28 protein-coding genes are annotated in these 24,977 nt (G+C 38.0%); 1 reads left to right on the top strand and 27 read right to left on the bottom strand.

From position 1 onward, the window contains the following. The first annotated feature begins 66 nt into the window (after window positions 1-66). Window positions 67-324 carry a hypothetical protein gene (locus MWJ95_RS07795; RefSeq protein WP_249073099.1) on the top strand — a complete coding sequence of 86 codons (258 nt, stop codon included), beginning with the start codon at window positions 67-69 and terminating at the stop codon, window positions 322-324. Window positions 325-330: 6 nt separating this feature from the next. On the opposite strand, the gene dxr is transcribed toward MWJ95_RS07795, so the two are convergent. The 27 genes from dxr to fliM form a co-directional block, all read right to left on the bottom strand. Then, window positions 331-1,476 carry a 1-deoxy-D-xylulose-5-phosphate reductoisomerase gene (dxr, locus tag MWJ95_RS07790; protein ID WP_249073100.1) on the bottom strand — a complete coding sequence of 382 codons (1,146 nt, stop codon included), beginning with the start codon at window positions 1,474-1,476 and terminating at the stop codon, window positions 331-333. A 166-nt stretch (window positions 1,477-1,642) separates the two neighbouring features. Then, complete coding sequence (locus tag MWJ95_RS07785; RefSeq protein WP_249104918.1) at window positions 1,643-2,443, bottom strand: phosphatidate cytidylyltransferase; 801 nt, start codon at window positions 2,441-2,443, stop codon at window positions 1,643-1,645. Next, on the bottom strand, window positions 2,440-3,234 hold the full coding sequence (locus tag MWJ95_RS07780) for an isoprenyl transferase (protein ID WP_249073102.1): 795 nt from the start codon (window positions 3,232-3,234) through the stop codon (window positions 2,440-2,442). The genes MWJ95_RS07785 and MWJ95_RS07780 overlap by 4 nt, the downstream gene beginning before the upstream one ends. A 548-nt stretch (window positions 3,235-3,782) precedes the next feature. Next, complete coding sequence (gene frr / locus MWJ95_RS07775; protein ID WP_249104916.1) at window positions 3,783-4,340, bottom strand: ribosome recycling factor; 558 nt, start codon at window positions 4,338-4,340, stop codon at window positions 3,783-3,785. Further along, window positions 4,340-5,065: a UMP kinase gene (pyrH, locus tag MWJ95_RS07770; protein WP_249073104.1), complete on the bottom strand. Its 726-nt coding sequence runs from the start codon at window positions 5,063-5,065 to the stop codon at window positions 4,340-4,342. Before pyrH ends, frr begins: the two co-directional genes overlap by 1 nt. A gap of 317 nt (window positions 5,066-5,382) precedes the next feature. Further along, complete coding sequence (gene tsf / locus MWJ95_RS07765) at window positions 5,383-6,270, bottom strand: translation elongation factor Ts (protein ID WP_249073105.1); 888 nt, start codon at window positions 6,268-6,270, stop codon at window positions 5,383-5,385. A 101-nt stretch (window positions 6,271-6,371) separates the two neighbouring features. Next, the gene (gene rpsB / locus MWJ95_RS07760) at window positions 6,372-7,091 is read right to left on the bottom strand and encodes a 30S ribosomal protein S2 (protein WP_249073106.1); all 720 of its coding nucleotides are present in this window, start codon (window positions 7,089-7,091) and stop codon (window positions 6,372-6,374) included. A 157-nt stretch (window positions 7,092-7,248) separates the two neighbouring features. Beyond that, window positions 7,249-7,842, bottom strand: coding sequence for a hypothetical protein (locus MWJ95_RS07755; protein ID WP_249073107.1), 594 nt, complete (start codon window positions 7,840-7,842; stop codon window positions 7,249-7,251). 9 nt (window positions 7,843-7,851) lie between these two features. Next, window positions 7,852-8,160, bottom strand: a complete 309-nt coding sequence (locus tag MWJ95_RS07750; protein ID WP_249073108.1) for an RNA polymerase subunit sigma — start codon at window positions 8,158-8,160, stop codon at window positions 7,852-7,854. Between the two features lie 36 nt (window positions 8,161-8,196). Then, the gene (locus MWJ95_RS07745; RefSeq protein ID WP_249073109.1) at window positions 8,197-8,967 is read right to left on the bottom strand and encodes a FliA/WhiG family RNA polymerase sigma factor; all 771 of its coding nucleotides are present in this window, start codon (window positions 8,965-8,967) and stop codon (window positions 8,197-8,199) included. 528 nt (window positions 8,968-9,495) lie between these two features. After that, entirely contained in the window at window positions 9,496-9,870 is a 375-nt protein-coding gene (locus MWJ95_RS07740) for a hypothetical protein (RefSeq protein ID WP_249073110.1), read from the bottom strand. Continuing rightward, entirely contained in the window at window positions 9,870-10,370 is a 501-nt protein-coding gene (locus tag MWJ95_RS07735) for a chemotaxis protein CheD (protein WP_249073111.1), read from the bottom strand. Before MWJ95_RS07735 ends, MWJ95_RS07740 begins: the two co-directional genes overlap by 1 nt. Next, window positions 10,371-11,003, bottom strand: a complete 633-nt coding sequence (locus MWJ95_RS07730; protein WP_249073112.1) for a chemotaxis protein CheC — start codon at window positions 11,001-11,003, stop codon at window positions 10,371-10,373. Between the two features lie 8 nt (window positions 11,004-11,011). Further along, window positions 11,012-11,458 carry a chemotaxis protein CheW gene (locus MWJ95_RS07725; RefSeq protein WP_249073113.1) on the bottom strand — a complete coding sequence of 149 codons (447 nt, stop codon included), beginning with the start codon at window positions 11,456-11,458 and terminating at the stop codon, window positions 11,012-11,014. Between the two features lie 27 nt (window positions 11,459-11,485). Beyond that, window positions 11,486-13,552 (bottom strand): chemotaxis protein CheA, encoded by a 2,067-nt coding sequence (locus MWJ95_RS07720; protein ID WP_249104914.1) that lies wholly within the window; start codon window positions 13,550-13,552, stop codon window positions 11,486-11,488. A 14-nt stretch (window positions 13,553-13,566) separates the two neighbouring features. Further along, the gene (locus MWJ95_RS07715; protein ID WP_283164635.1) at window positions 13,567-14,721 is read right to left on the bottom strand and encodes a protein-glutamate methylesterase/protein-glutamine glutaminase; all 1,155 of its coding nucleotides are present in this window, start codon (window positions 14,719-14,721) and stop codon (window positions 13,567-13,569) included. Further along, window positions 14,722-15,597, bottom strand: coding sequence for a MinD/ParA family protein (locus tag MWJ95_RS07710; RefSeq protein ID WP_249073115.1), 876 nt, complete (start codon window positions 15,595-15,597; stop codon window positions 14,722-14,724). Further along, complete coding sequence (gene flhF, locus MWJ95_RS07705; RefSeq protein ID WP_249073116.1) at window positions 15,594-16,787, bottom strand: flagellar biosynthesis GTPase FlhF; 1,194 nt, start codon at window positions 16,785-16,787, stop codon at window positions 15,594-15,596. Before flhF ends, MWJ95_RS07710 begins: the two co-directional genes overlap by 4 nt. After that, the gene (gene flhA / locus MWJ95_RS07700) at window positions 16,784-18,817 is read right to left on the bottom strand and encodes a flagellar biosynthesis protein FlhA (protein WP_249073117.1); all 2,034 of its coding nucleotides are present in this window, start codon (window positions 18,815-18,817) and stop codon (window positions 16,784-16,786) included. The genes flhF and flhA overlap by 4 nt, the downstream gene beginning before the upstream one ends. Before the next feature lie 23 nt (window positions 18,818-18,840). Then, a complete protein-coding gene (gene flhB, locus MWJ95_RS07695; protein ID WP_249073118.1) occupies window positions 18,841-19,929 on the bottom strand; it encodes a flagellar biosynthesis protein FlhB in 1,089 nt (362 codons plus the stop codon). A 1-nt stretch (window position 19,930) separates the two neighbouring features. After that, the gene (fliR, locus tag MWJ95_RS07690) at window positions 19,931-20,707 is read right to left on the bottom strand and encodes a flagellar biosynthetic protein FliR (protein ID WP_249104911.1); all 777 of its coding nucleotides are present in this window, start codon (window positions 20,705-20,707) and stop codon (window positions 19,931-19,933) included. Window positions 20,708-20,711: 4 nt separating this feature from the next. Further along, window positions 20,712-20,981 (bottom strand): flagellar biosynthesis protein FliQ, encoded by a 270-nt coding sequence (fliQ, locus tag MWJ95_RS07685; protein ID WP_053483288.1) that lies wholly within the window; start codon window positions 20,979-20,981, stop codon window positions 20,712-20,714. A 13-nt stretch (window positions 20,982-20,994) separates the two neighbouring features. Continuing rightward, on the bottom strand, window positions 20,995-21,660 hold the full coding sequence (fliP, locus tag MWJ95_RS07680) for a flagellar type III secretion system pore protein FliP (RefSeq protein ID WP_249073120.1): 666 nt from the start codon (window positions 21,658-21,660) through the stop codon (window positions 20,995-20,997). After that, a complete protein-coding gene (locus tag MWJ95_RS07675; RefSeq protein ID WP_249104908.1) occupies window positions 21,657-22,328 on the bottom strand; it encodes a flagellar biosynthetic protein FliO in 672 nt (223 codons plus the stop codon). The genes fliP and MWJ95_RS07675 overlap by 4 nt, the downstream gene beginning before the upstream one ends. Before the next feature lie 4 nt (window positions 22,329-22,332). Then, entirely contained in the window at window positions 22,333-22,695 is a 363-nt protein-coding gene (locus tag MWJ95_RS07670; protein ID WP_049668450.1) for a response regulator, read from the bottom strand. A gap of 22 nt (window positions 22,696-22,717) precedes the next feature. After that, window positions 22,718-23,974 (bottom strand): flagellar motor switch phosphatase FliY, encoded by a 1,257-nt coding sequence (fliY, locus tag MWJ95_RS07665; RefSeq protein WP_249104906.1) that lies wholly within the window; start codon window positions 23,972-23,974, stop codon window positions 22,718-22,720. Further along, window positions 23,967-24,962: a flagellar motor switch protein FliM gene (gene fliM / locus MWJ95_RS07660; protein ID WP_249104904.1), complete on the bottom strand. Its 996-nt coding sequence runs from the start codon at window positions 24,960-24,962 to the stop codon at window positions 23,967-23,969. Before fliM ends, fliY begins: the two co-directional genes overlap by 8 nt. Between the last annotated feature and the right edge of the window lie 15 nt (window positions 24,963-24,977).

Here is a 24,977-nt window from a genome sequence, read left to right as displayed (position 1 = left end):
GCACAGATAAAACATTGCCGCTGACGCTTCGCTTTCGCGCAGAGCAGAGCTTCCTGGGGGCGTCCGATGAGCCGCTTGGGCCAACAGATGTTTTTTGCGCGAAAGCGTAGTGTTAACGCAGCAACAGCAGAGGGTTTTGTTTGTGCGAAAGCGCAGCGACAGCAACAGCAGGATGTTGATCACGAAGGCGTTATCACAGGACGTGATGCTTTTAGCCTTCGTTCCTCTATATCGCTAATCCCCAAGGAGTCGCCCAGACTCCACTCCAATCAACTTATTTACATAGTAAACGTTTTAACAAAAGTCATCCACTACTTTTGGTGATGAATCTTATTTTACCATGTTTAACACTGTTTTTCTTGTTTCACTGTCTACATGCAAAATTGTTTGTAAATCTGGCACTAATATGTTGTTATGTGCTTGCATGACACGTTCTATTGTTTCGTCAATTTCAAGGAAAGTTATTTTTCCTTGTAAAAATGCCGCAACTGCCGCTTCATTCGCTGCATTCATAGCTGTTAAAATTGTACCACCTGTGCGTCCAGCCTCATATGCTAGTCGCAATGCTGGATAACGTTCAAAATCCATTTCTTTAAAATGCAACTGACCAATTTGTGCTAAGTTAAGACGTTGTCCGTTATGCAACGGCATACGACCTGGGTAGCTTAACGCATATTGAATAGGTACACGCATGTCCGGCGTACCTAGCTGCGCAATGACACTAGTATCATGATACTCAACTAGGGAGTGAATAATACTTTCTCTATGCAAAAGTACATCAATTTTATCATAAGGCATATCAAATAAGACATGTGCTTCAATGACTTCTAGTCCTTTGTTCATCATTGTAGCAGAATCTATCGTAATTTTCGCACCCATCGACCAGTTCGGGTGGTTTAGTGCATCTGCAACCGTTACGTGTTTCAATTCCTCGCGTGTTTGATCACGGAAGCTACCACCAGAAGCTGTAATAATTAAACGTTCAATATTTTTGGGGTTCTCACCATTCATCGATTGGAAGATTGCTGAATGCTCACTATCAACCGGCAAAATGGCAGCATTGTATTTCTTGGCTTCTGCCATCACTAAATGTCCAGCGGTTACCAGTGTTTCTTTATTGGCAATGGCAATTGTTTTGCCCATGCGAATTGCTGCTAATGTCGATTCTAGCCCAACGCTTCCAAGAACCGCGTTTACAAGCACCGTTGAATCAGGATGTGTAGCAACCTCTACAAGCCCTTTTGCACCAAACGTAAATTGTACTTGTGGATATTCTTTAGCGAGCATAACTGCATCTTCTTCTAATTGAACAGATACAAGCTCTGGCTTTAAAGTTTCAATCATTTCACGCGTTTTTTCGATATTTTTTCCTGAAGAAAACGCTACTAAATGAAAGGCATCGCGTTGTTCTTTTAAAATATCATAGGTTTGCCAACCGATTGAACCAGTTGCACCAAGTAAACTAATTTTTTTCACGACAAATTGTCCCCTTTTTCTATCTCAGCAAATGATATAGCACGATTATTACCACTCTATTTAGAGGAAAATGCTATTATTATGGCTCATCATCAGATTGTAGAGTTGATATCGGTTCTAACTGGGCGCTTTTTAAAGTCGTCCGATGAGCACCTGTTGTTTTTAGTTACCAAAAAAAGTGTAAAAAATGTAGTAAAGGCACGACGAATAGTAGACTATCGAAGCGGTCTAAAATACCGCCATGCCCAGGTAAAATATTTCCTGAATCCTTTACGCCAAAATGACGCTTGATAGCCGATTCCACTAAATCACCCATTTGACCAATAATTGACGCCAAGATTGTGATGAAAATAAGCGAGACATAGCCACCATTCGCAAATGGATAAATTGCCTGCATCCCAACGGCAAAAATTACAGCAATAACAATACCACCTACAAAGCCTTCCACAGTTTTCTTCGGTGAAATTTCAGGCCATAACTTATTTTTGCCTAGTTTTCTTCCAACAAAATATGCACCTGAGTCAGTTGTCCAAACTACAAGTAAACAATATACGACAAACTCTAGACCATAGCTTCGAGTTTCGATTAAGTAATGGAACCCTAATCCGACATAAAACGCACCTAATAAAATAAATGCAACTTCATCGAATGTAATTTTATTTTTCACAAGGACTACGTATATAAGCAATAGCATCGTCAGACCATACACAACCATTAAATTAGAGGAATAGCCAATCGCATCTACTACCTTACTTGACCAGTCCGTTGGTATAACAAGTAGTATTAATGTTAATAACCCTAAAAAACCAGGTACTGAAAAAAGTGAAATACCTTTCATTTTTAGTATTTCATAAAAGCCGACAACAGCCATTGCAAGCACAAGTATTGTAAATGGCACTTTTCCATAAATAACAAATGGAATAAATAGTGCTGCTGCAATTATTGCCGTAATAATTCGTTGTTTCAAGATGTTTCTTCTCCCTTCAACCCACCGTAACGGCGATTACGTTTCTGGTAGTTTTCCACCGCTTTCAGTAAGTTTTCCTCACTAAAATCTGGCCACAATGTATCTGTAAACCAAAATTCTGTATAGGCGAGCTGCCATAACATAAAGTTGCTTAATCGCACTTCACCGCTTGTACGAATTAATAAATCTGGCTCTGGCAGATGAGCCGTCATTAAATGAGCTGTCATGCATTCTTCTGTTATGTCTTGCATCGTTAATTGACCGTCCTGCACTTTTTGAAGCATTGTTTTCATGGCGCTAACCATTTCCGAACGACTTCCATAGTTCAGAGCAAAATTTAGAATTAATCCTGTATTATGCTTCGTCTCCTCCATCGCCTCAAACAACGCTTTTTGCGTATGTGCAGGTAATAAAGATGGATCTCCTATCATTTCAACACGTACATTGCGTTCCATCATTTCAGGTAAAAAGGAACCTAAAAATTCTACAGGTAAACGCATGAGGAAATCGACCTCTGTTTTTGGTCGCTTCCAATTTTCTGTAGAGAACGCGTACACCGTTAAAACTTTAATACCTAGATCTGACGCAAATCTCGTCACCTTTCGTACCGTCTTCATACCTTCATGGTGCCCAGCAACACGTGGCATGGCACGTTTCTTTGCCCAACGTCCATTTCCGTCCATAATAATCGCTACATGGGCAGGAATTGGCTCGTTTTTAGCAAGGGCAACACGTTCCTCCAATGATAGTGAATCTATATTTATTTGTTTACCTAATAGCTTTTTAAACATGCTAACTCCCCCACTACAACTAATCGGACGTATACTAACCTATCATAACAAACAAAAGCGCTATTTGTCTTTTTTTTCCCTCTAAATTGACTATGTATGAACTACCTTATTTTAGAACTACACACAATTTAAAATGATCACCATCATGTTGAATTCATAATCATTAAGACTACATACAGTCGAACGAAATCAAATCAACTTATATCATGCTAAACATTACAAAAATGTTATCCCAACTTTTGGTGATTAAAGAAAGGCGTTTTTACTCCTACTTAACTTAAGGTTAAAAAGGAGGTTGCCTTATTTTGTTCCATTTTCAATAATGTATTTCAGTTCACGTAAAGAATAGTTCTTCTTAATCTTAAAAGAAAGCAAAAATAGATGAAAGATATTATCCTGATAACCATTAAAGTTCTTAATCTCAGTAAGTGTTTAGACACCCGCCGAATGAAGATACTCTAACAGTAAAGAGAAAAGACGTCCTTTATAGGTATAGGACGCCTTCATCTCATCAAAAAGTTCCATCATAGATATGCAAAGCGCATAGCTTACACTTCTAGAATTTCTTTTTCTTTTTCCTTCGTCACTTGATCTACTTTAACGATGAATTCATCCGTTAATTTTTGAATATCTTCACAGTAGCCACGTAGATCATCTTCTGTGATTTCGCCAGCTTTTTCAAGTTTTTTTAGATCGTCATTCGCATCACGACGAACGTTACGTACAGCGATTTTTGCATCCTCTGCTTCTTTTTTCACTTGCTTCACAAGCTCTTTACGACTCTCTTCTGTTAAAGCAGGAATCATTAAACGAATGACAGAACCATCATTTGTTGGTGTAATACCAATATCTGATTTCAAAATCGCTTTTTCGATTTCACCTAAAATTGTTTTATCGTAAGGTGTAATAACTAATAAACGTGCTTCTGGTACCGAAACACCTCCAAGCTGATTAATCGGTGTTGGTGCACCATAGTAATCAACTGTAATGCGATCTAATAGAGAAGCATTTGCACGACCTGCACGGATTGAAGATAGTTCACGTGAAAAAGCGGCAATTGTTTTGTTCATTTTTTCTTTAGCTTGTTCTAAAACTTGTTTAGCCATTATGCATTCCTCCTAACAACTGTTCCAATTTTCTCGCCTTGTACGGCACGTTTAATATTACCTGGTTCCGTAATTGAGAAGACAATTAACGGAATATCGTTATCCATACATAAAGTAGAAGCTGTTGAATCCATTACTTGTAAGCCCTGTTGAATAACGTCTAAGTATGTGAGTGTATCATATTTAACGGCAGTTGCATCTACTTTCGGATCTGCAGAATAAACACCATCTACATTATTTTTCGCCATTAAAATCGCATCTGCGTCGATTTCAGCAGCACGTAACGCAGCTGTAGTATCCGTAGAGAAGAATGGGTTACCTGTACCTGCTGCAAAAATTACTACACGTTTTTTCTCTAGATGACGAACTGCTTTACGGCGAATATATGGCTCTGCTACTTGTGTCATAACGATAGAAGATTGCACTCGTGTTTCAATTCCTAATTTCTCTAGTGCATCTTGTAACGCTAATGAGTTCATAACCGTAGCTAGCATACCCATATAATCAGCTGCCGCACGATCCATTCCCATTTCGCTACCGATTTTTCCACGCCATATATTACCGCCACCTACAACAACAGCAACTTCTACATCAAGATCTACTACTTCTTTAACTTCTTCTGCAACAGCCTTGATTATTTTTGGTGATAAACCGAAGCCCGCTTCCCCAGCTAACGCTTCACCACTTAATTTTATAACTACTCGTTTATATTGTGGCACACTCATTGTAAACCTCCGTCAGACTTTATTTAAAACATCCTTATTCCCTTTTCCATTATAGTATATATAACAATAATTTCTAGTTATGAATAAGGCAAAATAGAAAATTATGTGGCTCATCACCATAAGTGAGGTTGATTTCCATTCCGGCTGGGCGCTTTAGCATACCGTTTAACAAATGTTCCCCACAACTTTTGGTAACGAGACCATTATATCTCTTTTTTTCGCTCATTTCGGAAAAATAGGGAACACGTTATGTTGTGTTCCCCATTTTTGTCTAGAAAATCTAGATATTATTTGATTAAAATCAAACGAAAGCTAAATTAGTTTCCTTTAACTTGGCTCATTACTTCTTCAGCAAAGTTATCTTCACGTTTTTCGATACCTTCACCTACAGCGTAACGTACGAATCCATTTACAGAACCGCCAGTTGAAGCTACGAAGTCACGTACTTTTTGATCTGAGTTTTTAACGAATGTTTGGTCAAGTAAGCAAATATCTTCGAAGTATTTACCAAGACGACCTTCAACCATTTTTGCTACGATGTTTTCTGGTTTACCTTCGTTAAGAGCTTGTTCAGTTAATACTTTACGCTCACGTTCAACTTCATCAGCAGAAACCTCATCGCGAGAAACGTAAGTAGGGTTGATAGCTGCGATATGCATAGCAACATCTTTTGCAGCTGAAGCATCAGTAGAACCTTCTAAAGTAACTAATACACCGATACGACCGCCCATGTGTAAGTATGAACCAAATGCATCTGCATCCGTTTTTGCTTTTACTTCGAAACGACGAAGAGTGATTTTTTCACCGATTGTTGCAACGGCAGTTGAAATTTGGTCAACAATTTTCACACCTTCAGCATTTGAAAGCTCTAATGCAGCTTCAACTGATGCAGGTTTAGCAGCAAGTAATTGCTCAGCTAAAGAAGCAACTAATACTTGGAATTTTTCGTTTTTAGCAACGAAGTCAGTTTCAGCGTTTACTTCAAGGATGATTGCTTCGTTACCTTTTTCTAAAATGAAAGTTGTACCTTCTGCAGCGATGCGGTCAGCTTTTTTAGCAGCTGAAGAAAGACCTTTTTCACGTAGGAAATCGATTGCAGCATCTATATCGCCATCAGTTTGTACTAACGCTTTTTTACAATCCATCATTCCAGCGCCAGTTTTTTCGCGTAATTCTTTTACTAATTGTGCAGTAATGTTTGCCATTTAGTGTTTCCTCCTCAAATTGGTTGTGCAAATTTTAGTGATAGGTTCTAAAAAAGGTGATAAGGGTTCTGAGCCACTTATCACCTTTTTGTAAACGTGAATTACTCAGCAGCAGCTTCTACAGCTGGAGCTTCTTCTTCACCTTGTTTTGACTCGATTAAAGCGTCAGCCATTTTAGCAGTTAAAAGTTTAACAGCGCGAATAGCATCATCATTAGCAGGGATTACGTAGTCGATTTCATCTGGATCACAGTTTGTATCAACAATACCTACTAGAGGGATGTTTAATTTACGAGCTTCTGCAACAGCAATACGTTCTTTACGTGGGTCAACCACGAACATAACGTCTGGAAGTTCGTGCATATCACGGATACCGCCTAAGAATTTGATTAGACGTTCGTGTTCTTTTTTAAGTTGGATTACTTCTTTTTTAGGTAGAACTTCGAAAGTTCCTTCTTCTTCCATTTTTTCGATTGCTTTCATACGTGCAACACGTTTTTGAATAGTACCGAAGTTTGTAAGAGTACCACCTAACCAACGTTGGTTGATGTAGTAGTTGCCTGAACGTTCAGCTTCATCTTTGATCGCTTCTTGTGCTTGTTTTTTCGTACCAACGAAAAGAACTTTACCACCGTCTTGACCAACTTGACGCATGAAGTCATAAGCTTCCTCTAATTTTTTAACAGTTTTTTGTAAGTCGATGATGTAGATCCCGTTACGCTCAACGAAGATATATTTCTTCATTTTTGGGTTCCAACGACGAGTTTGGTGACCGAAATGTACACCAGCTTCAAGTAATTGTTTCATAGAAATTACTGACATGTGAATTTCCTCCTAGTATGTTTGGTTTTTATCCTCCGCATTTATCACTTGCAACAAGCTACCCTAAGCTTAGAGCACCACTTACTACATCAAAATGCGTGTGTATTAATAACACCATTTGCAACTATATCATAGCTTTACCCCATTCGCAACTGTTTTAGTTATGAAATTTCAACAAAAGCTCGATTTCTGTTTTTCCTTTTTGAAGCTGCTTGGCAATTTCTTCTGCGGTTTTACCTTGTTTCGCTAATTCAACTGCTTGTTGTTCTAGTGTTAATGGCTTCGCATTTTCCTTTTGGATTGCATCGGTTGATTGCTGGGCTGAATGTACCACCTTAGCCTCAGTTTTAGCCCCAGTTTGCTGTTGTCGGGAATAAGCATTGGCTACGATATTTTTGGGCACATAAACACGCGGTTCATGATCAAGACTACTTGAACCGTCCTCTGTACTTTCGTCCTTTGTTAGAGCAGGAGGTTGCTCCTGCTCTTTTTGTCTCACTATCTGCTTACCTTGTTTCACAGCATTTTGAATTTCAGACTTTGAAACTCTTTGCAACTCTTGGATTAAGCGATCATTTTCATCTTTCATATCAGCTAAATAGACACTGATTGTATCATCCATTTCACGCATTAAGCGCTCCTGTTTTTTTTCTAAGTCCTTAAATTTTGCTAGCTTCGTATTTAATATGATAAGAAAATAAAATGAAAGTAGCTGTAAAATAAAAAGAACCGCAATTAGTATGGTTGTCATAGTAAACTCCTATCCACTAAAATCCACGAAATTTCCTTTAAACGGATGCTGCGAATGTTTTTCTCGCTTCTCTTTATCATTATTTTTCTTTTTTCGAGTGCCTTTTATATACTCGCCACCTGCTTCTTCATCTTCACTAATCTCATCCATACCCTCTGAAGTATTCACAACTTTTTGCTTGCGTTCTATTTCTTTTTTTAACGCTTCATTTGCATGTGCTTGCTGAGCCAAAGTTTGCTGCTGTGCCTGATCTGCCATTTTTCCTGCTTCAAATGTTTTTGGAATAGCTATTTGTAGTTCGACACCCTTTAAACTCATAGGACCCCTCCTTCAACGATATGTATTTAAGGATGATTATGCATTAATCATTTCATTGGATAATAATTTCCGTAGCTTTAATAGCGCCTTAGAATGGATTTGTGAAATGCGAGATGTGGATAATTCAAGCATTTCCCCAATTTCTGTTAATGTTAATTCCTCTGTATAAAATAAACTAAGCACTAGCTGCTCCTTATCATTGAGCTTTTGGATATTTTCCGCTAAATCCCCTAGTAGTTCTGACTTAACGACAGCTTGCTCAGGTGTCTTAGTTGTATCATCACGAATCACAAATGACTTTCCATCAGTCTCATCTTGATCTTGCTGCTCATTTATGGAAAGAACATTTGAAAAGAAATGCTCTTGTACAGTTTGGTAAACTTCTTCAACGGGTAACGCCATATGTTCCGCAAGTTCCTCAGGTGTTACATGGCGCATATATTGTTGTTCTAACTGTTCAATCTGTGCATCTAACTTTTTTGCCTTCTCACGTGCGGAACGCGGCAACCAATCTTCCTTACGTAAACCATCAATAATTGCTCCTCTTACTCTAAAAGAAGCATATGTATCAAATTTCAAGTCTCTATTAATATCAAATTTATTTAACGCATCAAAAAGACCTACCATACCTAAACTCGTTAAATCATCTCGCGATACACTTTTTGGTAAGCTCGCTCCAATGCGTTGTACATGATAGGATACTAGGGAAATATATTTTTTTATAAGTAAATCACCAGCATCTGGATCACGTTCATTTATCCAGCGGTTCCACAGCTTGTGTTCATCGTTCAGAATTGGTTGTGTCATGTTATCCACCTCTCTAAGAAAAACGCATCTACGCGCCTGTTTGCCACTGACTACCATTACCTTGATATTTTTATGTGTGCTTCTTCCTGAAAATTTTAGTTCAATAGTTGAAAACACCGAAGAGTTTCCAGGATAAAACCATTGTAATTCTTTCCTATATTATAACAAGAATCGACTATAATTTCATTTGTTTCTCGTACGCTATCACAGATTCTTGAAATTTATGTGTCGGGCATTTTTTTGTTGGGATTTAGTCCAATCTCACTAAGACACCCAAAACTAGGTAAGAACGGGTGTGGCATTAACTATATTTATACATGCAAATTAATTCAGGGAGTCTGATTTTTGCTACAGTCTACTCGTCTTTGCACTGCGACGAAAGTGAAACGGCAGAGCACCCCCGAGTAGCCCTACGCTACAATCAGTAAACATGGCAACAAAAAAATCCTTTTATCGCTCCATCATAAACTTATTTTTTCCCAATCCATACGCCTTATAAAAAAAGAGCCGCTGCTCGCGACTCCTATTTTAACCATTATTTACTTGCGAGACATCCTCACGATTCATCATCGTCCGTACAACCTGAGCAATTTCTTCTGAGCCTTCATCTTGAAACTCAACTGTTGAGTTAGCTGTCGGTGTTTCCTGATGGTCTTCCTCGTGATTGGCGGATTCATTTTCTTCATGCTCACCTTCAACGACTTCTTCATCGCCCTCAGGTGTGAATAAAACGTAAGAGATTAAAAATCTTACAATATACATGACGAAAAACACAATTATGCCTGCCACAAATGATCCTACGATAATACGTAGTGGTGTAAAGGGTTTTTGAAATGTAATAAAGAAATAGAGAGAAAAGGCAATTAACGCTCCCCATAGGTTATAAAAAATAGAACCGAACATTATATTTCGCTCACTCCTTGGTTAACCGTTCGAATATGTAATGTTGAAGTCGCAGGATTAAATTCAATTGTTCTACCACTATTACCGCCCGTGTCTTCGGCAACTAAACGAATTCCATGACTCTTTAGCTCATGCTTTACAGCTTCTACATTACGTGGGCCGATGCGCATGGAATCTTTATCAGAAGTGAATTGAAACATTTGCGCACCACCCGCAATTTTTGCCTTTAGTTTGAATTTTTGAACGCCTTCTAACTTTAATAAGTCAATCATTGCCGCAATGCCTGTGTCAGCAAATTTAGCCACATTTATTGACTCTTGTCTACCTAAACTCGAATCTGGCAACATCACATGAATTAAACCAGCAATTTTTTTTGATTCATCGTATAAAATAACACCCACACAAGATCCAAGACCTGATGTTCTAATCGTATTTGGTAACTTTACTACATCCATTTGCGCAATTCCAACTTTTATCACTTGCCCATTACTACTAATCATCTATGAAACTCCCAATGCTTTAAAAATAGCATCAAATGAGTCTGGATCTGGCAATAAGAAGAAATGCCCTCTTACCGTTTCCTGATCCTCTACACCGTCTTCAAAAATGGATGTGTTTATTACGATAACATTGTCGCTAACGTGTGATAGTTCAATCAAACCAATACTAATAATAGCACCAAACATGTCAACACTTAGTCCCGGTACAGTTGGATAAATTTTCAAATTCGTAAAGTCAGATAACGCCGATAAATAAGAACCAGATAAAATATTACCCATTTCCTGCATAGCTGATAAACCTAACTCTGATACAGGTTGTTTTTTGAAGTCGAATGCATCATCAAAAATGAGACGACGAATAAAGCGATTTGCTTGCTCAATTGGCAGGATAAAGAACATGCTACCTTCAGCATCGCCTTCTATGCGTAGAAAGATTCCAACTACGGCATTGTCAGATCCTCCAGCAAGCTCCATCATGTCATTAAATGACACCATTTCAACCTTCGGTACCCGCATATCAATTTTTTTACCAAGTAAATTGGAAAGTGCTGTCGCTGCATGCGCAGCACCTATATTGCCAATTTCCTTTAAAACATCTAAATGTAGTGATGTAATCTTTTGATTATATGTCATATCGACCCCTACTTTAGTGGATTTAGTACTTTCTCTAAATGCAATAAAATTAATAATCGTTTATCAATTTTAGCCACGCCTGAAATATATTCCTCTTCCAGTGAACCTACTACTTCGGGTTGGGGTTCAATTGAGTCAGCAGGGATGTCTAACACATCATTTGCAGAGTCTACAACGAAACCTACTTCCATATCTTCTAATGAAATAATGATAATGCGTGTTGTTTCTTCATGCTCAGAGGCAGGTAATTCAAATCGTTCACGTAAATCTACAATTGGCGTTACGACACCGCGTAGGTTAATGACACCTTTTACATATTTCGCCGTTTTCGGTACGCGTGTAATATGCATTAGTTTCTCAATCCCTTGTACATGTGACACTGGAATCGCATATTCTTTATCTGCTAGTTGAAAAACAATTACTTTTATACTTTCTTGTTCCACTACGTTTGTCATTGTTTACACCTCTCTTATTCATTCACCTTATTTAATAAGTGCGTTACAATCCACAATTAAGGCTACTTTTCCGTTACCTAAAATAGTTGCACCTGAAATGGCAAAGATATTCGTTAGGTAGTTTCCTAATGATTTCAGCACAATTTCTTGTTGGCCAATGAATGAATCCACAACTAAACCAGCAAGCTTCTCACCTTTTCGAACGATAACCACTGAATGGAATTCGTCACCTTGTGATTCTTTGCGAGGTACCTCAAAGATCTCCTCTAAGAATACTAATGGTACTACTTTTCCTCGGAAGTCGATTACTTTTTGATTATGCGCATTCATAATTTCAGATGAACGGATAATTGAAGTTTCAATAATTGATGAAAGTGGAATTGCATAAATCTCTTTTTCGATTTCTACTAACATGACAGAAATAATCGATAATGTTAGTGGTAATTGAATCGAGAATACTGAGCCTACATCTTGAGTAGATTCAATTGAAATATTTCCACCCAATGATTCTATTGTTGTTTTAACAACGTCTAATCCAACGCCTCGGCCTGATACGTCAGAAATAACATCTGCCGTTGAGAACCCAGAAGCCAAAATAAGCTCATTGATTTGCTTATCTGACATTGAATATGATTGTTCTTGGGTAACAATACCTTTAGATATAGCTTTCGCCAGAACTTTTTCACGGTTAATACCGGCTCCATCATCTTCAATTTCGATAAAGACATAGTTACCACTATGATAAGCACGCAGTACAACAGTTCCTTCTTCTGGTTTACCTTTTGCAAGACGAGCTGTCGGATTTTCAATACCGTGGTCAACAGAATTACGTATTAAATGAACAAGTGGATCACCAATTTCATCGATTACTGTACGATCTAGTTCTGTTTCTGCACCAATGATTTCAAGGTTAATTTTCTTGTTTAGATCACGGGATAGCTGACGAATCATTTTAGGGAATCGATTGAATACTGTTTCAACTGGAACCATGCGCATCGTTAAAATAATTGTTTGTAAATCACCCATGACGCGGCTCATACGTTCCACTGTTTCATTTAACTCTCCATGATTAACATCTGTTGCAATAGACTGTAGTCGTCCTCGATCTATAACAAGCTCTTCAAATAAGTTCATTAAAATATCAAGTCGTTCGATATTTACTCGAATTGTTTTATTTCCAACAGGCGCATGACTTTTATCAGCCTTAGCAGGAGTCGCTGCTTTTGCAGGTGTAGAAGCTGCAGTATTTGTTGCAGGTGCAGGTGGAACCTCCGCTTCTACCGTTGCTGTAGCTGTTACTGCTACCTCTTGAACTGCTTGTTCTTTCTCACCGTATTGCTGTTCTTCGATAGTTGAGACAATGACTTCTTCGACTTCTGAAACTTTCATAATCTTTTTCTGCATATCTTCAGCAGATTCTTTTGTGACGAACGCTACAAAAAATTGTTGATCGAACTGTTCGTCTTCAAGCTTTTCTACAGATGGACTTGATTTAATAACATCCCCATCTTTTTCTAAAATCTCAAACACCATAAATACTCGTGCTGCTTTTAAAAGACAATCTTCACGTAATTTCACTGAAATTTCAAATGCATTGAAACCTTGTTCGGCAGATTGTGAAATAACTGTTTGTTCAAAGCTGTCAAACTCTAACGTACTTGCTGTAGCAGTTGCTGATGTCTCAGTAGTGGTTACCACTTCAGGAATTGCTTCCTCACCTAATTCAATACGCTTTAATTGAGCAACAGTTGAAGATACATCACGTTTTCCATCTCCGCCATTGGCAATATCCATTACCATTTCTTCTAGATGGTCTACTGATTCGAAAACAACATCTAAAATTTCAGGAGATACATGGATTTTCTCGTTTCGGATCGCATCCAACACATTTTCCATTTTATGAGTTAAATCCGCTAAATCTTCAAAGCCCATTGTCGCAGACATCCCTTTTAATGTATGCGCAGAGCGGAAAATTTCCCCAACAATCGCTAAATCTTTTGGGTTTTTTTCTAGTTCTAATAAATGTTCACTACACGCTTGTAAATGGTCTTTACTTTCTTCAATAAACATCTCTAAATATTGATTGACTTCCATAAGAGGACACCCCTTTAAGGCAAATATTTCATTATTGTTTGTGCGATATCATCTACATCTGCTACTTCATCGACAAGCTGCGTTTCCACTGCTGCTTTCGGCATACCATACACTATACAAGTTTCAGCTGACTCTGCGATTGCAATCACATTTCCAGTACTTTTTAGTGCTTTTAGTCCATTAGAGCCGTCATGGCCCATACCTGTCATAATAACTGCCACTTTATCAAAATCTTTAAATTGACTTACATCTTCAAACATCACATCTACAGAAGGGCGATGTCCAGATCTAGGCGGTTCATTATTATCAAGGACAATGCCAAAGGAGGTACCTATTTTTCTAAGTTTTAAATGATACCCACCAGGTGCAACATACGCCACTCCATTTTGAAGAATATCTCCTTGCTCAGCTTCTTTTACAGTAATCTCACTCAATTGATCTAAACGGGTAGCAAGAGATTTTGTAAACCCTGCTGGCATATGCTGGACAATTAATATTGGTGCTTGAATTGATTTTGGGATTCTTGTTATAACTTCTTGTAATGCTCTAGGTCCGCCAGTAGAAGTCCCAATCAGTACAATTTTCCGGCCTACTTTATTCCATTCGACATGTGGCTTTGATAATTCTGCCCTTGTCGAGGAAATATTGACAGGAGGAGTTACCCTACTTTCACTAAATGACTCTCTTCTAATGGTACTCGCTATAAATGGCTGTTCTTGTTGTCTTTTACTGCTAGAAGGTTTCTTTAATTTTGAAATAGGTACCAATGATGCCTGTTCAACTTTGTGGACAAGTTCGATTTGGATTTTATGTAAATCAAGAGAAATTGTTCCGCTCGGCTTAGCGACAAAATCTACTGCCCCAAGTTCAATTGCTGATAAGGCATTTTCTGCTCCTCGTTGAGTTGTACTAGAGAGCATAACAACAGGTACTGGACATATCGTCATAATTTCTTTTAAAGCCTCAAGCCCATTCATTTCAGGCATCTCAATATCCATTGTCACAACTGTTGGCTGCAATGATTGAATCTTTTTTATCGCATCTTTCCCATTTCGTGCTGTTCCAACTACTTCAACCTTCGAGTTGCCAACAAAAAAGTCACTAATTAGCTTTCTCATAAAAGCAGAATCATCCACAACTAATAGTTTGCTTTTATGTAAAAAGTCCAATTAATCACGTCCTTTCGAAAAAATACTTCTTAATTTAGTTAAGAATTTACCCGCTGACTGATCATGTGCATGAACTTCCTCCGCGCGGTGTTCCATGAAACGCGCCACTATAAGATGAAGTGTCTTTGTAATTAATGCATCTGGAAAAGCTAGTGAAAAAGGCACTTGCTCACGCACAGCCTTTCGCACAACAGAATCTTCAGGTAATGCGCCTAATATCGTCACCTCTTTGTCCAAAAAGCGTTTCATCGTACGCTTTAGTCGTTCATTAGTTTCCAGTCCTTCTTCTTTACTATGAGCTCGATTACAGAGTATATAAAATTGCTTGTCTGCATCTCTCGTATGAATATATTTCATCATTGAATACGCATCTGTTATAGATGTTGGCTCTGCCGTTGATAAAACAATAATTTCATCTATAGAAGCTAGTAAATCTAATGACCAGTTAGTAGCTCCTGCGCCCATATCAAATAAGATGTAATCAAAGCTTTTTTGAAGCTGCTCAAAAGCCTGAATGAGTCGTTCAAACAAAACCTCTGACCATTCTAGGACGCCCGACATACCAGACCCACCTGAAATAAACTTTAAATCGTAAGGACCTGCAAATATTACTTCATCTAGTAACTTATTTCCTTCTAAGTAATCTTTTAAACTATAAGATGCATTTTTTCCAATCAATATATTGATATTGCCCATGCCAATATCCATATCAACGATGACAACTTTTTTCCCTTTATTGGCCAATGTAGTTGCAAAATTCATAGTGAAGTTACTTTTACCAACCCCACCTTTACCGCTTACAACCGCAATTGCCCTTCCTAGTTCGCCCTGCTGTCTCAACATTTTCAAGCGTAATGTTTCAGCTTGGTCTCTCATTTTTCTTCACCTTGGAAAAATAAATTTAGTACTGCTTCTAGATCAGCTTCTTCAATATCCTCTGGTACTTCTTGACCATTAGTATAGTAAGCAAGTCCCTTATTATATTTAATCATTAAATTAACCATTGTGCCAATAGAATTTGTTTCATCAATCTTTGTAAAAATAAATTTTTCAATTGGTAATTGCTTAAATTGCTCTACAATGTTGGCCATATCCTTTTCTTTTGTTGTCATAGCAAGTACTAAGAAAGACTCAGCTTGATCATCAAATTTTATGAGACGCTGTAAATCGTCTACATATTTTACTTCTTTATAATTTCGGCCCGCTGTATCTATAAACACTAAATCTAAATGAGACAATCGATGGATTGCTTGTTCAAAATCAGTCGCATTATAGGCAATTTCGACAGGAGCTTGTAACAATCCTGCATACGTTTTTAATTGTTCAATTGCGGCAATACGGTAAGTATCTGTCGTGATAAATCCTATTTTTTTCTTTTTTTCTAAAACGGCTCTAGCTGCCATTTTAGCAATTGTTGTAGTTTTTCCGACACCGGTTGGACCTAGAACATTAATATATTTTTTTTCATAGGATAAGCCCCCAATCGGGAGATTTTCTAGCTCTTTGCGCAATAAATTTTTCGTAACCATCTTACATTGAGAAAAATTGATTTCGGATGCTTCTTTGAAATGCGTAAAAAGCTCATCACCAATCGTTGTGATGAGCTCCTCACTTAGCTCTTGCTGTCTTAAGTATTCAATGAAGGGTAAGAGTTCATCGGGATATTGATCTTGGATAGTCTTCTTATGCATAGAATGCATTAAAGATTTTAAATCTGCAATTTCCTTCCTCAAATCTTCAGAGATGCCAGTTTCCTCATGTAAGGACACATCATTCTTCGGTACTTGGAGCATGTTAGCTTGCACAGCCTTCGTCATCTCATGTAAACTTACATGTTCTTTTTTAGCTGTTGTTATAGGTAAAGCCGCAGGTGCTGGAGCCGAATTGCTCGGCCCCATTGAATCTACCCCTGCAACAACCTCAAAACTTTTCTTTTTAATGATTCCAAAAAACTTTTTGGTCACTACTACTTTTGAATTCAAAATGACAGCGTCCTCACCTAATTCAGCACGCACAAGCTTCATAGCTTCTGGTATGGAAGATGCATAATATTTTTTCATTTTCATTCAACATTCACCACCCCAACACTTTGAATTTCAACCGAAGCATCAAGTTCGTTGTATGATAGAACTGGAATTTGTGGGAAATAACGCTCCGTTAGTTGACGTAAATACATACGAACTGCTGGCGAGCATAAGATAATAGCAGATTGTTCCATAAAGGAAACGCGCTCTACTTCGGCAGCAATAATTTCTAAAATAGTTTGAGAATCTTGTGGATCCATCGCTAAGTAATTTCCGTGATCAGTTTGTTGAATACTATCTGCAATCATTTTCTCTACTCTACCCGAAACCGTTATAACTTTTAATGACGAGCTGTCTCCTACGTATTGAGAAGTAATCTGACGTGCCAATGATTGCCGTACATACTCAGTTAATATATCGGTATCACTCGTTAACTTTGCATAGTCAGCTAGAGTTTCAAAAATAATTGGTAAGTTTCGGACTGAAACATTTTCTCGTAGAAGTTTACCTAGTACTTTTTGAATTTCCCCAGTCGATAACGGTGTAGGCGTCAACTCTTCTACTAAAATTGGATGCGTTTCACGTAAATGATCAATTAACTGCTTCGTCTCTTGACGACCGAGTAATTCATAAGCATTTGCACGAATCATTTCGGTTAAATGAGTCGACACTACGCTTGGTGGGTCAACAACTGTGTAGCCGAACATTTCAGCATCCTCTTTCACTTGCTCCGTAATCCATTTTGCAGGTAGGCCAAATGACGGTTCAACTGTGTCAATTCCTTCAATGGAATCATCATCTCCTGGACTCATTGCTAAATAATGATCCAGTAAAAGTTCACCACGCGCCATTTCGTTACCCTTTATTTTAATTCGATATTCATTTGGTTGTAGTTGAATATTATCGCGAATACGGACAACCGGAATGACAATCCCTAATTCTAATGCTAACTGTCGACGTATCATAATGACACGATCTAATAAGTCTCCGCCTTGAGCAGCATCTACTAATGGTATTAAACCATAGCCAAACTCAAACTCGATTGGGTCCACATTTAATAAATTCACAACATTCTCAGGGCTCTTCATGCCGTCTGTTGCCACTTCTTCCTCAATTTCAAGTAATTCTTCTTCATCCTCAGGTTTCTTATGATCCATCATATAGGCACCAGCAATTAGTGAAATACCAATTGGAAGTGTTATTAAATTAGGTATTGGTGTAAATAATCCAAGTAAAACAATTGTACCACCTGCTACATAGAGCAGTTTCGCCTGTGCAAATAGCTGCCCAGTAATATCTTCACCAAGACTTCCCTTAGAAGATGCACGTGTTACGACAATCCCTGTCGCTGTAGAAATCAGTAACGCAGGAATTTGTGAGACAATACCATCCCCAACTGTTAACTTAGAAAAATGGTTTGCTGCATCTGCAAATGAAAGACCCATCTGCACAACACCGATGATGATACCAAATAATAAGTTGATAATTACCATGACCATTGAGGCAATGGCATCCCCTTTTACGAATTTCGTGGCACCATCCATCGCCCCGTAGAAGTCCGCTTCACCCGCTACTTTATCGCGTCGTTCACGTGCTTCCCGTTCAGAAATAACTCCCGCATTTAAGTCAGCATCAATACTCATTTGTTTACCTGGCATCGCATCAAGTGTGAAACGTGCTGCTACTTCCGCTACACGTTCCGCTCCTTTTGTAATAACGATAAACTGAATTAACACAAGAATTAAGAATACAACTAAACCAACTAGTACATTTCCCCCGACCACAAAGTCACCAAACGTTTCGACAACAGCACCAGCATCACCCTTGGCTAAAATGGCACGTGTTGTAGAAACGCTTAGTCCGAGTCGGAACAAAGTTAACAATAAAATAACTGAAGGAAAAATAGAAAAGTCTAACGCTTCCTTCATACTCATTGCTGTTAACAATACGATTAATCCTAATGTAATATTAATGACGATTAAGAAACTTAACATCCACGGAGGAAGAGGGATGATGAGCATGGCAACGATTAAAATAACCGCACCTAATACCCCTATATCGCGAACTTTCATTTGTGTCCCTCCTACAAAAAGCTTTAAATTTTCCGCTTAATTCGATATACATAAGCAAGCACTTCTGCTATTGCTTTGAAAAACTCTTCTGGTACTTGATCACCGATTTCAACTTGATCGTACATTGCTCGTGCTAATGGCCTGTTTTCAACCATAATCACATCATGTTCTTTCGCAATCAGTTTAATCTTTTGAGCGACAAAGTCTGTACCCTTAGCAACAATGCGTGGGGCATCCATACTTTCCTCATCATATTTGAGAGCAATCGCATAGTGAGTTGGGTTAGTTATGACAACGTCGGCGTTTGGAATCTCTGACATCATACGACGCATCGCCATTTCGCGTTGGCGTTGCTTTATTTTCGATTTTATCAGCGGATCGCCCTCACTATTTTTATATTCATCTTTAATATCTTGTTTAGACATTTTAAGATTTTTTTCGTAATCATGTTTTTGATACATCCAGTCTAAAAGGGATACACAAAGTAAGACGACAGAAGCAGCAATCCCCATGATACCAACAAGCTTACCCACTGTAATAAGAGTCATCCAGGGGCTTTTAAAGGATAACGCCAAAACTTCCGGTAAATTCGTCCAAACGATAATAGTTGTAACCCCACCGATAAAGCTAATCTTTAATACTGATTTTAGAAGCTCTATAATGGCTTTCACTGAAAATATTTTTTTCAACCCTTTTATCGGGTCCATTTTTTTTAAATCAAACTTCATCGGTTCTAATGTAAATAGAAAACCGAACTGTAGAAAGTTACCTGCCAATGCTCCAACAAATGCAATTCCCATAATTGGAACAATAATAAAAGCCATTTGTATTAATGTTTCTGTAAATAGGCGCATCACACTATCAATTGTTAGTGATTCTACGCGTACGTTATGAATAAAAGTTTGCCTAAAAAAAGCTAACAGATCGTCACGCATTGAACCTGCAAAGAAGAATAAAAAGATAAATACCATGAGCATGACAATCGCACTGGAAATATCCTGACTTTTGACAACCTGTCCTTTTTTTCGTGCATCTTGTCGTTTTTTGGGTGTCGCCTTTTCCGTTTTTTCTCCCGCAAAATACTGTAAATCTAGTTCCAGCAGTAGCAACATTTTACCCACCACCTAAAATAGCCATAAAATCACGCATCGCATAAATCATAATTGTAATCAGCTTTTGTATAACTTGAACCATTACAGCCATCATCGTAAATAACACTAGAAAACTAACACCTATTTTAATAGGAAAACCAACAACAAAAATATTTAATTGTGGTACAGTCTTCGCTGTAATTCCTAGTGCCAAGTCGACTAAAAATAAAGTTGCTACAACAGGCGCAGCCATTTGAAAGGCAATCGCAAACACAGCCGTAAATGTTGTGATGATAAACTCTATATAATTGTCTTTTGCGAAATTAGGAAATCCTTGATCCATCGGTAAGAATTGATAACTATAATAAATTCCATCGAGAATCATATGATGTCCATTTATAGCTAGTAAGAAAAGTAATGCTAGCGTATTAAAAAATTGTCCGATCAATGGACTTTGTGCACCTGTTTGCGGGTCAATAATATTGGCAATGGCAAAACCCATCTGAAAATCTATAAAGCTTCCGGCAATTTGAATTGCCGACATGATGACATAAGCAACTAGACCTAGCAACAGTCCAATAAGCGCTTCTTTCATCACTAAAAGTATGTAATCACCATTAAATACAAATGGTTCGACGTCAATTGTGTAATACATCATCCAAGCTAAAACTAATGCGAGAGTTATTTTAACTTGCGGCGGAATTGTTCTGTATGAGAAAAAAGGCACAGTGACAAAAAATGCCGATACGCGCACAAGCACTAATAAGAAAACCGTAAAATGCGGGATTAATTCATTCATCTACTCACCCTATATAACGCGTTAAATTCTCAAAAATATCTCTCGCATAGCTAGTCACTTGTGATAACATCCAAGGACCGAAAAATACGATGGCTGCTAAAACAGCGATGATTTTGGGAACGAATGCTAAAGTTTGCTCTTGAATAGATGTTGTTGCCTGAAAAATACTTACCGCTAAACCAGTGATTAAAGCAACTAATAGTAGCGGCCCGCTTGTTAGAAGGATAATCATAATGGCACGCTCTGCAATGGAAATAACCAATTCACTTGTCATACTGTATCATCCCCTAAAAACTTTGTAGTAATGATTTCATCACAAGATACCAACCATCCACGAGTACAAATAATAAAATCTTAAACGGCAATGAAATCATAACCGGTGGTAACATCATCATCCCCATCGACATTAAGGTACTTGCCACAATCATGTCGATTACTAGGAATGGAATAAAAATCATAAAGCCAATTTGAAACGCAGTTTTAAGCTCACTCAATGCGAAAGCAGGCACTAGCATTGTAAGAGGAATTTCTTCTACAGAAGCTGGCTTTTCTGCTTTATTATAAGTTAAAAACAAATCAAGATCTTTTTGCCTCGTATGCTTACTCATAAACTCTTTAAACGGCACACTGGCACGATCATACGCTTCTTCAATTCCAATTTTCTCAGAAAATAACGGCTGTAATGCCTCTTTATTGACCTCTTGAAATGTCGGGGCCATGATAAAGAATGTTAAAAACATAGCAAGGCCCACAATGACCTGGTTCGGTGGCATTTGCTGTGTCGCTAAAGCGGTACGAACAAACGATAATACTATTACTATTCGTGTAAACGATGTCATCAAAATTAAAATACTCGGTGCTAGTGAAAGAACTGTTAACAACAAGAGAAGTTTAACAGCGCTAGAGACATTTGTCGGATCGCTGTTGGAAAAAACACTGATTATATCATTCATTTATCATCATTCTCCTTTTGCTTCCATTTCTCCAGCTCTTCACTGCGCTCCTGTTTAATTTCGGATATCTTTTTTTCAAATAGCACACCAAAAGAGTCTTGTTTTTGCTGTGCTGATGAACTTACATTACTTTTTCTCTTAAATTTAGATAATACTTCTGCAATATACGGTGATGTTGCTGCAAGTTCTTGTCGTTCATTATATAGTGCTAAAAGTGCCGCAACTTCTTCAGGATCAGTAATTTCACGTAGTAACTGAACATCCTCACCGACCCCAACTAAATAGAGTGTTTTACCTACTTGTAATAGTTGTACCGACTTTTGAGCACCTAACGATAAACCGCCTAAATTTTGTACTAATTGATTACGTTGAAAGTTTAAATTTCTTTTATTTAAAAACTTCATTAATCCATAAAATAAAGCTACAACAAAAATAAGCGCCAAAACCATTTTTATGTATTCCCACGCAGATATGTCTCCAGCCGCTTGTACATCTGATTCTTTCTCAGCAGCTGGAGTTTTATCTTCTTTACAATCCTTTTTGATGCAGTCGTTTACAAAATTTGTGTCAGATTCTGCATACACAGGCGTCGTGGTAGGGTACAAAAACAGAAAGGATACAAGAAATGCGAAAATCATCGTTAGACGAAATGATTTTAACATTTGCATTCAATCATCCTAGCGCTTTTTGGATCGCTTCAATTACACGATCAGCTTGGAAAGGTTTAACAATAAAGTCTTTCGCACCAGCTTGAATTGCATCGATTACCATCGCTTGTTGTCCCATTGCTGAACACATAATTACAGTGGCATTTGGATCTGAACCTTTAATTGCTTTAAGAGCAGCAATACCGTCCATCTCTGGCATCGTAATATCCATTGTTACTAAATCTGGTTTTAATTCGTTGTACTTTTCAACTGCCTGTAAACCATCTGCAGCCTCTCCAACAACTTCAAATCCATTTTTCGATAAAATATCCTTGATCATCATGCGCATGAATGCAGCATCGTCTACAATCAAAATTCTTTTAGACATGGTTAACTCCTCCAATTGAAAACTATCTTAAATTATTTAAACGCTCTGCTTGACTTAAAACATCTGTAATGCGGACACCGAAGTTTTCATCAATAACAACGACTTCACCTTTAGCGATTAAACGGCTATTAACTAAAATATCAACTGGTTCGCCGGCTAATTTATCTAGTTCAATAATCGCACCACTTGATAGTTCTAAAATCTCTTTTACAGAACGCTTTGTACGTCCTAACTCTACAGTAACTTGCAATGGAATATCAAGTAGCATATTTAAATTTCTAGCTTCAGATTGCGAGATAACATTTGAATCAAAACTAGCAAACTGTGCTTGTTGTACATTGACCGGTTGAACAGGTCTTGTTGCTTGAGGAATCTGTTGTTGCTCTTGATACATCGGTTGCTGCACAGGCACTTCCTGCTGTTGATATACTGGCTGCGCAGGCGGTGGTGTTACAGGCGCTTGTTGTTGCATAGGCGCTTGTTGCTGCACAGGTGCTTGTGGTTGTACAGGTGCTTGTGCTACTGGCGCTTCAGGTGCTATTGTTGCAGCCACAGGTTCCTCAACTGATTCTGTTTCACCTAGCAGAGATTTTACAATGTTTTGGCTAAATTTCAGCGGTAATAACTGCATTATATTCGAATCAATTAAATTACCAATTCTCAATCTGAAGGATACTTTTACGAGTAAATCATCTTCAGGAATATTTTCTCTTCCTTCGTTTTGGGAAATGTTCATTAAATCAATAGTAGGTGGCGAAATATCCACTTTTTTATTAAATACTGTCGACATTGACGTAGCCGCTGAACCCATCATTTGATTCATAGCTTCTTGCACGGCACTTAGCTGGATTTCTCCCAAATCAGGTTTCGGGTTTAAGCCATCTCCACCTAACATTAAATCAGCGATAATCGCTGCATCGGATTGCTTAATAACAAGCAAATTCATACCTGTTAACCCGATTGTATATTCAACCTGTACGGCTACATAAGGATGAGGAAATTCCTCTTCTAATTTATTACGGTTAATCATTGAAATACTTGGAGTAGTAATATCAACCTTTTGACCTAGTAACGCTGAAAGCGCTGTAGCAGAGCTACCAAAAGATATATTCCCTACCTCACCTAACGCATCTTGCGCAAACGAATCGAGGTAATCCTCTACTCTTAAATCATTAATTTCCTCATTTGTAGAAGCTTCAGTGTCGCTGTTTTTATCTTCCAACGTCTCGCCCCTTAATAACGCTTCAATTTCTTCTTGGGAGAGCATTTCATCACTCATCTTCGTCTCCTCCTTTCAAAGGGTCGATAATCTGGATTGCTAATTTTTTGCCTTGCTTACCTGGTTGAACTGTAAATTTCGGTAATGTTCCTACTTTTAACAGTAGTGGATCTTCAATTTTTTGCTCTAATTGAATAACATCTCCAACTTGCATTGTGAGGAAATCCTCAATGGTAATGTCTGTAACACCTAGTTCAACCGAAACAGGTAGTTGTGCTTGTTTCACACGTGTTTCAAGCATTTTTGTTTGCTCTGGAGACATCTCTTTTGTATTTGTCTGCATCCAGTAGCGAACAGAAAGATTTGGAACAATTGGCTCCAATACAACATGCGGAATACAAATATTAATCATACCGCTTGTCTCACCGATAATCGTATTCAAGGAAATAACGACAACCGTTTCATTTGGTGAAATCATTTGTAAAAATTGAGGGTTAACCTCAAGCTCTACTAAAATTGGATCAATTTCCGCAACATTTTCCCACGCTTCGCGCAAATTGTCGAATGAACGTTCAAAAAGGTTTGTCATAATTTTTGTTTCAATTTCTGTTAAGTTATCTACATTACTATGACTCGCCCCACTACCGCCCATTAAACGATCTAGCATCGAGTAGGCAATGTTCGGGTTTATTTCCATTAGAATATTACCATCTAATGGTGGCACTTCAAACACATTAATGAGTGTCATATTCGGAATCGAACGTACAAACTCCTCAAATGGTATTTGGTCCACTGATGCAACAGTAATCTGCACATAGCTTCTTAGCTGTGCAGAAAAGAAGGTTGTCAGTAATCGTGCAAAATTTTCATGTATTCGGGTCAAACTTCGGATTTGATCTTTTGAGAAACGTAGTGCTCGTTTAAAGTCATATACTTTAACCTTGCGCACCTCATCCTCTTTTTTTATGTCGTCCGCTGACATTTCCCCAGTTGATATTGCGGAAAGCAGCGCATCTATCTCGGATTGAGATAACACATCTCCTGCCATTTGCCCACCTCCATT

Source organism: Lysinibacillus sp. Bpr_S20 (genome assembly GCF_023337835.1).
Taxonomy (GTDB): Bacteria; Bacillota; Bacilli; order Bacillales_A; family Planococcaceae; genus Lysinibacillus.
The sequence above is the reverse complement of the archived record's forward strand: the minus strand, read 5'-3'. Positions and strand labels throughout refer to the sequence as shown.

What these genes read in the sequence shown, in the direction of transcription:
- flhB (WP_249073118.1), bottom strand. Translation starts at nt 19,929, where the DNA reads ATGTTGCTACTGCTGGAACTAGATTTACAGTATTTTGCGGGAGAAAAA.
- fliQ (WP_053483288.1), bottom strand. Translation starts at nt 20,981, where the DNA reads ATGACAAGTGAATTGGTTATTTCCATTGCAGAGCGTGCCATTATGATT.
- MWJ95_RS07730 (WP_249073112.1), bottom strand. Translation starts at nt 11,003, where the DNA reads ATGACATATAATCAAAAGATTACATCACTACATTTAGATGTTTTAAAG.
- fliM (WP_249104904.1), bottom strand. Translation starts at nt 24,962, where the DNA reads ATGGCAGGAGATGTGTTATCTCAATCCGAGATAGATGCGCTGCTTTCC.
- pyrH (WP_249073104.1), bottom strand. Translation starts at nt 5,065, where the DNA reads ATGAGTGTGCCACAATATAAACGAGTAGTTATAAAATTAAGTGGTGAA.
- MWJ95_RS07675 (WP_249104908.1), bottom strand. Translation starts at nt 22,328, where the DNA reads ATGCAAATGTTAAAATCATTTCGTCTAACGATGATTTTCGCATTTCTT.
- MWJ95_RS07750 (WP_249073108.1), bottom strand. Translation starts at nt 8,160, where the DNA reads ATGAGTTTAAAGGGTGTCGAACTACAAATAGCTATTCCAAAAACATTT.
- tsf (WP_249073105.1), bottom strand. Translation starts at nt 6,270, where the DNA reads ATGGCAAACATTACTGCACAATTAGTAAAAGAATTACGCGAAAAAACT.
- MWJ95_RS07710 (WP_249073115.1), bottom strand. Translation starts at nt 15,597, where the DNA reads ATGAGAGACCAAGCTGAAACATTACGCTTGAAAATGTTGAGACAGCAG.
- fliP (WP_249073120.1), bottom strand. Translation starts at nt 21,660, where the DNA reads ATGAATGATATAATCAGTGTTTTTTCCAACAGCGATCCGACAAATGTC.
- MWJ95_RS07735 (WP_249073111.1), bottom strand. Translation starts at nt 10,370, where the DNA reads ATGATTAGTAGTAATGGGCAAGTGATAAAAGTTGGAATTGCGCAAATG.
- MWJ95_RS07745 (WP_249073109.1), bottom strand. Translation starts at nt 8,967, where the DNA reads ATGACACAACCAATTCTGAACGATGAACACAAGCTGTGGAACCGCTGG.
- fliR (WP_249104911.1), bottom strand. Translation starts at nt 20,707, where the DNA reads ATGAATGAATTAATCCCGCATTTTACGGTTTTCTTATTAGTGCTTGTG.
- fliY (WP_249104906.1), bottom strand. Translation starts at nt 23,974, where the DNA reads ATGAGTGATGAAATGCTCTCCCAAGAAGAAATTGAAGCGTTATTAAGG.
- flhA (WP_249073117.1), bottom strand. Translation starts at nt 18,817, where the DNA reads ATGAAAGTTCGCGATATAGGGGTATTAGGTGCGGTTATTTTAATCGTT.
- MWJ95_RS07720 (WP_249104914.1), bottom strand. Translation starts at nt 13,552, where the DNA reads ATGGAAGTCAATCAATATTTAGAGATGTTTATTGAAGAAAGTAAAGAC.
- MWJ95_RS07795 (WP_249073099.1), top strand. Translation starts at nt 67, where the DNA reads ATGAGCCGCTTGGGCCAACAGATGTTTTTTGCGCGAAAGCGTAGTGTT.
- MWJ95_RS07780 (WP_249073102.1), bottom strand. Translation starts at nt 3,234, where the DNA reads ATGTTTAAAAAGCTATTAGGTAAACAAATAAATATAGATTCACTATCA.
- MWJ95_RS07755 (WP_249073107.1), bottom strand. Translation starts at nt 7,842, where the DNA reads ATGACAACCATACTAATTGCGGTTCTTTTTATTTTACAGCTACTTTCA.
- MWJ95_RS07670 (WP_049668450.1), bottom strand. Translation starts at nt 22,695, where the DNA reads ATGTCTAAAAGAATTTTGATTGTAGACGATGCTGCATTCATGCGCATG.
- rpsB (WP_249073106.1), bottom strand. Translation starts at nt 7,091, where the DNA reads ATGTCAGTAATTTCTATGAAACAATTACTTGAAGCTGGTGTACATTTC.
- MWJ95_RS07725 (WP_249073113.1), bottom strand. Translation starts at nt 11,458, where the DNA reads ATGACAAACGTAGTGGAACAAGAAAGTATAAAAGTAATTGTTTTTCAA.
- frr (WP_249104916.1), bottom strand. Translation starts at nt 4,340, where the DNA reads ATGGCTAAACAAGTTTTAGAACAAGCTAAAGAAAAAATGAACAAAACA.
- MWJ95_RS07740 (WP_249073110.1), bottom strand. Translation starts at nt 9,870, where the DNA reads ATGTTCGGTTCTATTTTTTATAACCTATGGGGAGCGTTAATTGCCTTT.
- flhF (WP_249073116.1), bottom strand. Translation starts at nt 16,787, where the DNA reads ATGAAAATGAAAAAATATTATGCATCTTCCATACCAGAAGCTATGAAG.